The sequence below is a fragment of the Sphingobium sp. FG11 genome, from assembly GCF_057809915.1.
The window spans coordinates 75,254-83,629 of record NZ_JBMDKW010000016.1 but is presented as its reverse complement, the minus strand read 5'-3'; the positions used below and the strand labels follow the sequence as shown (position 1 = coordinate 83,629).

Genomic DNA, 8,376 nt, shown 5'->3' with positions numbered 1-8,376 from the left:
CATCTGCATCGCTGCCACGGTCATCTTCTGGCTCAATCAATGAGTCCTGACCCTAGGAGGCGCCAAGCTCGCCCTCCTCGGGCACTCTACTCGGGATGTGCTTAACCTGATGCATGAACTGGAAGAGCGAGGGGCCGCCCTGCGCGTGCTGGAACCGGCCATCGATACCAATGGCCCTATGGGGAAGGTCGTACTCAGGAGCGACCCGTCACATCGGACGCCAGTGAACTGCGGAAATTGAAAGCTGAAGGCGTTGGCTGTCAGAGATCGCTAAATGCATGAATTGCCCGCGCAGCGCCGTTTATAAGATTTTGAATGCTGCGTCGGCCTAATCGGTCAACGTCCGCGCGGCGATGCGGGTGTTGCGGCGGCGCGGCGGGCTTGCTAGTTCGCCCTCATGATCCAGCCGCCCGAAATCATCCGTGTCGCCAAAACCCGCGTGTCATGTGACGGGTCGGGCGATATTCCCGCCGCGCTCGGCCATCCGCGCGTATTCCTTGAGATCGACGAGCATGGCTATGTCGATTGCGGCTATTGCGACCGGCGTTTCGTGCTGGCGGGCGGCGTCGCCGATTCGCCCGATGTCGTGAACAAACCCGATATCGCATCGGACGCGAGCCTCTAAGAGCTGCTGGAAGATGCGCTAATAGAGCGCATTTTTTGAGACTGTACCCAAGGCGCACACAAAACCCCTCCAAGCTTTTCTGTTGGGCTTGGGCGAGAGCGCTCCTATATCGGCCCCATGACCGATATCGCTTCCCAGCCCACCCCCGGTTTCACCGATGCCCGCGGGCTTCTTTATCGCAAGGGTCTGCTCGACCCCGATGGCGCGCGCCGCCTGACCGCGCAGGCGCTGGCCGCGTGCGATGATGGCGAGCTGTATCTGCAATATCGCGCCAGCGAGAGTTTCGGCTTTGACGACGGGCGCTTGAAGACCGCCGATTATTCGACCGATGCCGGTTTCGGCCTGCGCGGCGTATCGGGCGAGATGACCGGCTTTGCCCATGCCAACGACATTAGCGAAGCGGCGATCCGCAAGGCGGCGGAAACGCTGACCCTGCTCAATCCGGCCAAGGGCGCGCCCGCACCGCCGCCGCAGCGCACCAACCGCCATCTTTACACCGACGCCAATCCGCTGGAGATCGTGCCCTTTGCCGAGAAGGTGACGCTATGCGCCGCGATCGACGCCGCAGCACGCGCCCGCGATCCGCGCGTGGCGCAGGTGTCGGTGAGCCTCGCCGGTAGCTGGTCGGTGGTCGAGATCGTCCGCGCGGACGGCTTCACCGCGACCGACATCCGCCCGCTGGTACGGCTCAACGTCTCGGTCATCCTCGAAGAAAATGGCCGGCGCGAAACCGGCGTGTTCGGCGTCGGGGGCCGCTATCTCTACGACCAGGTGATGGAGCCGGCGGTGTGGAACCGCGCGATCGACGAAGCGCTGGCGCAGGCGCGGGTCAATCTGCGTTCCGTCGCCGCCCCGGCGGGCGAAATGACCGTGCTGCTCGGCCCCGGCTGGCCGGGCGTGCTGGTGCATGAGGCGATCGGCCACGGGCTGGAGGGTGATTTCAACCGCAAGGGCACCAGCGCCTTTTCCGGCCGCGTGGGCGAACGCGTCGCCGCGCCGGGCGTCACCGTGGTCGATGATGGCAGCATCGCCAGCCGACGCGGGTCGCTCAGCATCGATGATGAGGGCACGCCGACGCGCGAGACCGTGCTGATCGAGGACGGCATCCTCAAAGGCTATATGCAGGATCGCCTCAACGCCCGGCTGATGGGCGTCGAGCCGACCGGCAATGGCCGGCGTGAAAGCTATGCCCATGCGCCGATGCCGCGCATGACCAATACCTTCATCAAGGGCGGCAAGGATGATCCGGCGGAATTGCTGAGCCGCATGAAGTCCGGCATTTTCGCCAAAAGCTTCGGCGGGGGTCAGGTCGACATTGTGTCGGGCAAGTTCGTCTTCACCTGCACTGAGGCCTATCGCGTCGAGAATGGCCGGCTGGGCGATCCGATCAAGGGTGCGACGCTGATCGGCGATGGCCCGACCGCGCTGACCAAGGTGATCGGCATCGGGGATGACTGGGCGCTCGATGAAGGGATCGGCATGTGCGGCAAGGGCGGTCAGAGCGTGCCGGCCGGTGTCGGCCAGCCGACCTTGCTGATGGAAGGGCTGACGGTCGGCGGCACGGCGGCCTGAAGGTCGAGCCTTCCCCTATACTGGATGAAGGGCATGCCTGTTTTTTGGGCAGTGCGCGGTTGCTCGCCCAAAAAATCGGCGCTGCCATCTTCTCGGCTCCTCCGGACACCGCATTAACGCGCGTTTAAGGAATTGGCATGCCTCTTGCTGATGTAGCTCCGCACACCAGTGAAGGGGGCGACATGAAACTTGTCATGGCTATCATAAAGCCGTTCAAGCTCGACGATGTTCGCGAGGCACTGTCCTCGCTCGGCATCGCAGGCATGACGGTCAGCGAAGTGAAGGGCTTCGGTCGCCAGAAAGGCCAGACCGAAATCTACCGCGGCGCCGAATATTCGACCAACATGGTTCCGAAGATCAAGATCGAGGTCGTCTGCGATGACGACCTGGCTCCGCGCGTCGTGGAAGCGACTCAGGCGGCGGCCAATTCCGGGGCCATCGGCGATGGCAAGATATTCGTGCTCGACGTTGGTCAGGCCGTGCGGATCCGCACCGGCGAGACCGGCGAAACCGCGCTGTAACGAGGGGGAAATGATGAAAATTTCCAAGACAATTTGCGGCGTGGCGGGGGCTGCGGCACTTTCGCTCCTCGCTGCGGCGCCGGCATGGGCGCAGGCTGCGGCCGCGCCCGTTGCCACAGTGAACAAGGGCGACACCGCCTGGATGATGATGTCGACCGTGCTGGTCCTCGCGATGATCCTGCCCGGCCTCGCCCTGTTCTACGGCGGCCTCGTCCGCACCAAGAACATGCTGTCGGTCATGACGCAGATCGGCGCTGCCGCCTGTCTCGCCATGCTGATCTGGGTGATGTACGGCTATTCGATGGCGTTCGGCCCGGATTATACCAGCGGGCTTAGCAACTTCATCTCGACATTCGACAAGGCGTTCCTGGCGGGCGTAACGCCGGCCTCGCAGGCGGCTACGTTCACCGCCGGCGTCGAAATTCCCGAATATGTGTTCATCTGTTTCCAGATGACCTTCGCCGCGATCACCGTGGCGCTGGTGCTGGGTTCGGTGGTCGAGCGCATCAAATTCTCGGCCGTGATGGTGTTCGCCGCCGTGTGGCTGACCATCGTCTATTTCCCGATCGCGCACATGGTATGGGCGGCGAGCGGCTATTTCTTCAAGCTCGGCGCTCTGGACTTCGCTGGCGGCACCGTGGTGCACATCAATGCGGGCGTATCCGCACTGGTCGCCTGCATCATCCTGGGCAAGCGGATCGGCTTCCCCAAGGAGCCGATGGCCCCGCATTCGCTCACGCTGACCGGCGTCGGCACCGGCCTGCTGTGGGTCGGCTGGTTCGGCTTCAACGCCGGTTCGGCGCTCGAAGCCAATGGCTCCGCCGCGCTTGCGATGATCAACACGTTCGTCGCTACCGCGTCGGCCGGCCTGTTCTGGATGCTTGCCGAAAAGCTCAACGGTCATAAGGGTTCGGCGCTCGGCTTCTGCTCTGGCATCATCGCCGGTCTCGTCGCCGTCACGCCTGCTGCCGGCAATTCCGGCCCGTTCGGCGCGATCATTCTGGGCGCTGTCGCTTCGATCGTCTGCTTCTACGCCGTCACCGTCCTCAAGCCCAAGCTCGGCTATGACGACTCGCTGGATGCGTTCGGCATCCATGGCATCGGCGGCATGATCGGCGCGATCGGCACCGCCATCGTCTATTCGCCGACCTTCGGCGGACCCGGCGCGGCGGATTACGATATCGGCGCGAAGCTGATCGTTCAGATCGAGGCGGTCGTCACGACCATCGTCTGGGCCAGCATCGGCACCGTGATCGCGATCTTCATCGCCAAGGCTGTGACCGGCCTGCGCGTCAGCCAGGAAGTCGAGCTGGAAGGCCTCGACCTCGGCGAGCATGGCGAGCGCGCTTACAACGTTTGAAAGTTTGGCAGGGCGGCCAGCAGGGCCGCCCGCCTCACCCTGTTCCTCCTGCGAACATGCCTTGGGGCCGGTATGCGAATACCGGCCCTATTTTTATGTCGTCAGGGCCGGATCCATAAGGACGGCAATCGTGGCGCATCGGCTGGCCAGCGCCGCGCCCGGCCGACCACCTGCCCCCCCGCGCGCGCCACCCACAGCAGCTTGTCGCGGCGCGGCGTCACGATGCGCTCGTCCCACGCGCCTTCGCCGCGCCGGGCGACCTGCCGCGCGATATCCCCATAAATGCCCGCCGCCGCCAGCACCGCCCAGGCCGCGCGCGGCGGCAGCGCGCCGGTGCCGTGGCGGGCGCTTGCCTCATAATCCGCCGCCATCGCCGCCAGCCGCTGCCCTAGCAGCGCCAGCCGGGGCCGCGCGCTGCGTGTCATCAAGTCGCCGGGCCGAATAGCCATCTCGATGAGCCAATCCTCCGGCAGATAGCAACGCCCCGCCGCCGCATCCTCGCCGATGTCGCGGCCGATATTGGCGAGCTGGAAGGCAAGACCCAGATCGCAGGCGCGATCGAGCGTCGCCCGGTCCTCGGCATCAACCCCCATCAGCACCGCCATCATGCAGCCGACCGCACCCGCGACATGGTAGCAATAGCGCAACAGATCGTCGGTGGTGCGCGGCCGCCACTCACGGGCGTCGAGCGCGAACCCTTCGATCAGATCATGGGCATAGCGCGGCGGGATCGCACATTCGCGCATGACGAGGCCGAAGCCGTCAAAGGCCGGGTCGCCGGTCGGCTCGCCGCGCAAGGCACGCTCGGTCAGCGAACGGATGGCGGCGAGCCGCACTGGCCCATCCTCCACCCCCGCCATCGCCCCGCCATGATCCTGCCCATCGGCGATATCGTCGCATTTGCGCGCCCACGCATAGAGCAGCCACGCTCGCTCGCGCGTGTCCGGCGCGAACAGTTTCGAGGCCATGGCGAAGGATTTCGATCCGCGCGCGATGCTCTCCCGCGCATGGGCGACCAGCGCGGCGCGGCCCTCCCCCGGCGGGGAGGCTGTCTCTGCTGTCACAGCCGTTCGGCCTTCATCGTAAAGATCGGCTGGTGCGGGACATAAGCGGCCATTTTCGTCAGCAGCGCCTCGATCGTGTCGGCGGGAATCAGGATACCGGCATGCTGGGGCCTGATGAAGCCCGCCTCGATCATCTGGCCATGGAAGCCGATCAGCGCGTCATAAAAACCACCCACATTGAGCAGGCCGACCGGCTTGCCATGATAGCCAAGCTGCGCCCAGCTCACCGCTTCCCACAATTCGTCCATCGTCCCGACCCCGCCGGGCAGGGTGACGAAGCCGTCCGACAGGTCGGTGAAAAGCTGTTTGCGCTGGTGCATCGTCTGGACGACATGTAGCTGCGTACAGCCGCGATGCGCGACCTCCGCGCTCACCAGCGCCTCGGGAATGACGCCGATCACCTCCCCGCCCCGCTCCAAAGCCGCATCGGCGACCGCTCCCATCAGGCCGAGCCGCCCGCCGCCATAAACGATGCCGATGCCGCGTTCCGCCAGATGTCGGCCGACCGCGCGCGCGGCATCCATGAAGCGGGGATCGGCGGGCGTGGCCGATCCGCAATAAACCGCCAGCCGCTTCACGCCAGATCGTCGATCATCAGCGCGGCGGTCGCCTTGGCGCTGCCCACGACGCCCGGAATGCCCGCGCCCGGATGCGTCCCCGCGCCGACCAGATAGAGGTTGGGAATCACATCGTCGCGATTATGCGCGCGGAACCAGGCGCTCTGCGTCAGCAGCGGCTCCAGGCTGAAGGCGCTGCCCAGATGCGCGTTGAGGTCGCGCCCGAAATCGGGCGGCGCATAATGGAATTGGGTGACAATGCGGGATCGGATGTCGGGGATCAGCCGATGCTGGATCTCGTCCAATATGCGTTCGGCATAGGCGGGCGCGAACCTGTCCCAGTCGATCGGCAGCTTGCCCATATGCGGCACCGGAGCGAGCGCATAGAAGGTCGAATGCCCCTCGGGCGCCATCGACGGATCGGTGATCGTCGGGTGATGGAGATAGAGCGAGAAATCCTGCGGCAGCACGCCATGATCGTAAATATCGGTGAGCAGCCCTTCATAGCGCGGCCCGAACAGGATCATGTGATGCGGAATGCCGGGCCAGCTTCCCTTGATGCCGAAATGCACCAGAAACAGGCTGGGCGACCAGCGTTTGCGCGCCAGCGTTTCGCCCTGTTTCTGCCCCCGCGGATGCTGGCCGAGCAGGTCGCGATAGCTGTGCATCAGGTCGGCGTTGCTGGCGACAGCATCGGCCTGCCCGCGCCAGCCCGACGCGGTGCGCACCGCGACGGCGCGATCGCCATGGGTTTCGATCTCCACCACCGGGTCGCCGAGCCGCATCGTGCCGCCCAGCCGCTCGAAATGAGTCGCCATTCCCTGCACCAGCCGGTTAGTGCCGCCCTTGGCGAACCACACCCCGCCATCCTTTTCCAGCTTGTGGATGAGGGCGTAGATCGCGCTGGTCTTCATCGGGTTGCCGCCGACCAGGAGCGTGTGGAAGGACAGCGCCTCGCGCAGTTTCTCGTTCTTCACGAAGGACGAGACCATCGAATAGACCGATCGCCACGCCTGATAGCGGGCGAGCGCCGGGGCCGCCTTAATCATCGAGGCAAAGTCGAGAAAGGCCGTCGCGCCGAGCTTGCGATAGCCCTCCTCATACACGCCAGCGGCATAGTCGAGAAAACGGTCATAGCCCGCGACATCGGCGGGATCGAGCTTGGCGATCTGCGCGCGCAGCCCCCCCTCATCGTTCGAATAATCGAAATTGGTGCCGTCGCGCCAGTTCAGCCGATAGAATGGCGACACCGGGAGCAGGGTCACGTCCTGCGCCATATCATGCCCCGACAGCCGCCACAGTTCGGCAAGGCAGGCGGGATCGGTGATGACGGTCGGGCCAGCGTCGAAGGTGAAGCCGTCCTTCTCCCACATATAGGCGCGGCCGCCGGGGCGATCGCGCGCTTCCACCAGGGTCGTTTCGATCCCGGCCGACTGCAGGCGGATCGCGAGCGCCAGCCCGCCAAAGCCCGCGCCAATGACGATAGCTTGCCTGTCCATCAGGCCGGGGGGTTCAGCAATGTTCGCATGGCGCTCCTTATGGGCACGGGTGGCCTTCCGCACAAGATGCGCATCTGGTCGGCCCGGCTGGACCGCCCGGCATAGAAGCGGTCGATCAGCGGTTCGGGCAGACCGTAGAAGCGATCGAAGATGCGCCAGCGCTGGTCCGGTTGCGCTGCACCGAACAGCATCTTGCCGAGCAGCCGGTAATAACCGCTCGCGCGCCAGTGGGCGGCGGCATAGGCGCGGGTCGCCCCGGCCAGCCCTTCCAGCGGCTGATCGGCAAGCCACGCGGCGAAGGTGACGGCTTGCGGCAGGGAATAGCCGGTCATCGGCTGGAACAATCCGGCGCGCACGCCCGCGCGCGCGACGGGATCGTCGGCGGGCCAGAAGCGATCGAAATCGCCGCCATATACGACCGGCAACACGCCTGTTTCCTGATGAACGACCGTCTCGATCCGCCACCCCTGTGCCTGCCCGTAGGCCGCGATCCGGTCCGTGATCGCTACGTCGTCGAGGCCGGAGCCATCGCTATAATAGGTATCCTCAACGAAGATCGTCCGATCGTCCCACGGCAGCAGATAGACGAAGCGATAGCCATCGATCTGCGCCACGGTCGCATCCATGATGACGGGCCGAATCAGGCCATGGGGTTCGGCGAGGCGCAAGGCTTGCCCCACGAATTTCTGCCATCCGCAGCGCAGCGCCGACAGATCGCCGCCGCCGCGCGCATCGAGCACGGCCTGGGCATGTACGGCGCGGCCATCGGCGAGGTCCACCCGGTCGGGCGCAATCGCCGTCACCTGCGCGCCGGTGATGACGCGAACCCCCAGAACCGCGCGCAGATGCGCGTCGAACCTGTCTGACGGCACACTGTTATAGGGCGTTGCAAGGTGCCGGTCGCCACCCGGAAAGCGCACATCATGCCCCCCGGCCCAGCGATGGCCGACGAGGGGATCGACCAGCCAGCGATCCCCGGCCCCAACATCGGAATCGAAAAAGGACCAGAGATGATTACCGCCGAGCCGTTCGTCGCGCTCGATCAGCAGCAGGCGGCATGCGGGTCGCTTGCGCGCGATCGCCAGCGCCGCCAGCCCGCCCGCCAGTCCGCCGCCGATAATCGCAAGATCGCATGAAAGATCGCCCGTCATGTCATGACCCTAGCCGGACAGTCGCGG

At 65.3% G+C, this 8,376-nt stretch carries 9 protein-coding genes; 5 read left to right on the top strand and 4 right to left on the bottom strand.

What is annotated here, in order from left to right; genetic code table 11:
* Positions 1-109 precede the first annotated feature (109 nt).
* The 5 genes from ACODSN_RS13675 (at position 110) to ACODSN_RS13655 (ending at position 4,078) form a co-directional block, all read left to right on the top strand.
* Positions 110-241 (top strand): hypothetical protein, encoded by a 132-nt coding sequence (locus tag ACODSN_RS13675; protein WP_489056038.1) that lies wholly within the window; start codon positions 110-112, stop codon positions 239-241.
* A gap of 156 nt (positions 242-397) precedes the next feature.
* The gene (locus ACODSN_RS13670) at positions 398-625 is read left to right on the top strand and encodes a zinc-finger domain-containing protein (protein ID WP_489056037.1); all 228 of its coding nucleotides are present in this window, start codon (positions 398-400) and stop codon (positions 623-625) included.
* Between the two features lie 117 nt (positions 626-742).
* Entirely contained in the window at positions 743-2,197 is a 1,455-nt protein-coding gene (gene tldD / locus ACODSN_RS13665) for a metalloprotease TldD (protein WP_489056036.1), read from the top strand.
* Between the two features lie 182 nt (positions 2,198-2,379).
* On the top strand, positions 2,380-2,718 hold the full coding sequence (locus ACODSN_RS13660) for a P-II family nitrogen regulator (protein ID WP_004209785.1): 339 nt from the start codon (positions 2,380-2,382) through the stop codon (positions 2,716-2,718).
* Between the two features lie 13 nt (positions 2,719-2,731).
* Positions 2,732-4,078: an ammonium transporter gene (locus tag ACODSN_RS13655; protein WP_489056042.1), complete on the top strand. Its 1,347-nt coding sequence runs from the start codon at positions 2,732-2,734 to the stop codon at positions 4,076-4,078.
* Between the two features lie 101 nt (positions 4,079-4,179).
* Here the strand turns inward: ACODSN_RS13655 and ACODSN_RS13650 are convergent, their stop codons facing one another.
* From ACODSN_RS13650 to crtY, 4 genes are read right to left on the bottom strand one after another with little or no spacing between them, the layout of a single operon-like run.
* A complete protein-coding gene (locus ACODSN_RS13650) occupies positions 4,180-5,097 on the bottom strand; it encodes a phytoene/squalene synthase family protein (RefSeq protein WP_489056041.1) in 918 nt (305 codons plus the stop codon).
* A gap of 41 nt (positions 5,098-5,138) precedes the next feature.
* Positions 5,139-5,720 (bottom strand): LOG family protein, encoded by a 582-nt coding sequence (locus ACODSN_RS13645; RefSeq protein WP_489056035.1) that lies wholly within the window; start codon positions 5,718-5,720, stop codon positions 5,139-5,141.
* A complete protein-coding gene (locus ACODSN_RS13640) occupies positions 5,717-7,198 on the bottom strand; it encodes a phytoene desaturase (protein WP_489056034.1) in 1,482 nt (493 codons plus the stop codon). Before ACODSN_RS13640 ends, ACODSN_RS13645 begins: the two co-directional genes overlap by 4 nt.
* On the bottom strand, positions 7,198-8,349 hold the full coding sequence (gene crtY, locus ACODSN_RS13635; RefSeq protein ID WP_489056033.1) for a lycopene beta-cyclase CrtY: 1,152 nt from the start codon (positions 8,347-8,349) through the stop codon (positions 7,198-7,200). The genes ACODSN_RS13640 and crtY overlap by 1 nt, the downstream gene beginning before the upstream one ends.
* Between the last annotated feature and the right edge of the window lie 27 nt (positions 8,350-8,376).